Raw genomic sequence first — 696 nt, forward strand, 5'->3', positions numbered from 1 at the left:
TTCTTTGCGCTACCGGCCCGCCTGGATCTTCCTCCCGAGATTCGGCGGTCTCTTGACGAATCGTTGGGGTAATTGCGTGTTTCCAACAGTCTTAGTGATTGCCGGCGGCGGTATCGCCTACGTGGCGACTGGCTTTGCTCGCCGCGCGCGAGCAAAGCAGAACAGTCGGTGCTTGTTGCGCACGAGGCGGCAAGAACCCGAATTTGCGCGAAAGCACGGCGAAAACGGACGTCATCGCGTCGGCAACCTAGCTGAGAAGTTCTGTGGGGCGCTAGTGTCGAGGCATTCTGCGCTGGCCATAGAAGAAGCCGATATCATCAGAATCGAGGAGTGGTCCGGCCGCTATTTCGCTGCAAGCAGTGTCGCCTTGCCTCTGGCGCTTTTGGGGATTTGGGCGCCGGTGCTGAATCTGCCTAGTATCGCGATATTCTCGGTACTGACTTTACCTATACTGCAGCGCTCGTACAAGGGATTGGTTCGACAGAAGCGTTTGAAGATGGACAGCATCAATGTGATCGTTTTGCCATTGATGATCTATTCCGGGTATTTGGCGGCGGCCGCGGCCGGTTATTGGTCCTATTATCTCGGAATGCTGTTTCTGGCGCGAGCAAAGAAACGATCGGCCCGCGAAGTGAATCAGATCATCAACGAAATGGTGCAATTCGTTTGGATCGAGAACGACGGGGTGGAAGTAGA

1 protein-coding gene is annotated in these 696 nt (G+C 55.2%); it reads left to right on the plus strand.

Annotation, left to right across the window (positions count from 1 at the left end):
- Positions 1-76: 76 nt before the first annotated feature.
- On the plus strand, positions 77-696 hold a 620-nt coding region (locus CKO31_RS26295; protein ID WP_200243936.1), incomplete at its 3' end, for a hypothetical protein.

The sequence above is a fragment of the Thiohalocapsa halophila genome (assembly GCF_016583825.1).
Taxonomy (GTDB): Bacteria; Pseudomonadota; Gammaproteobacteria; order Chromatiales; family Chromatiaceae; genus Thiohalocapsa; species Thiohalocapsa halophila.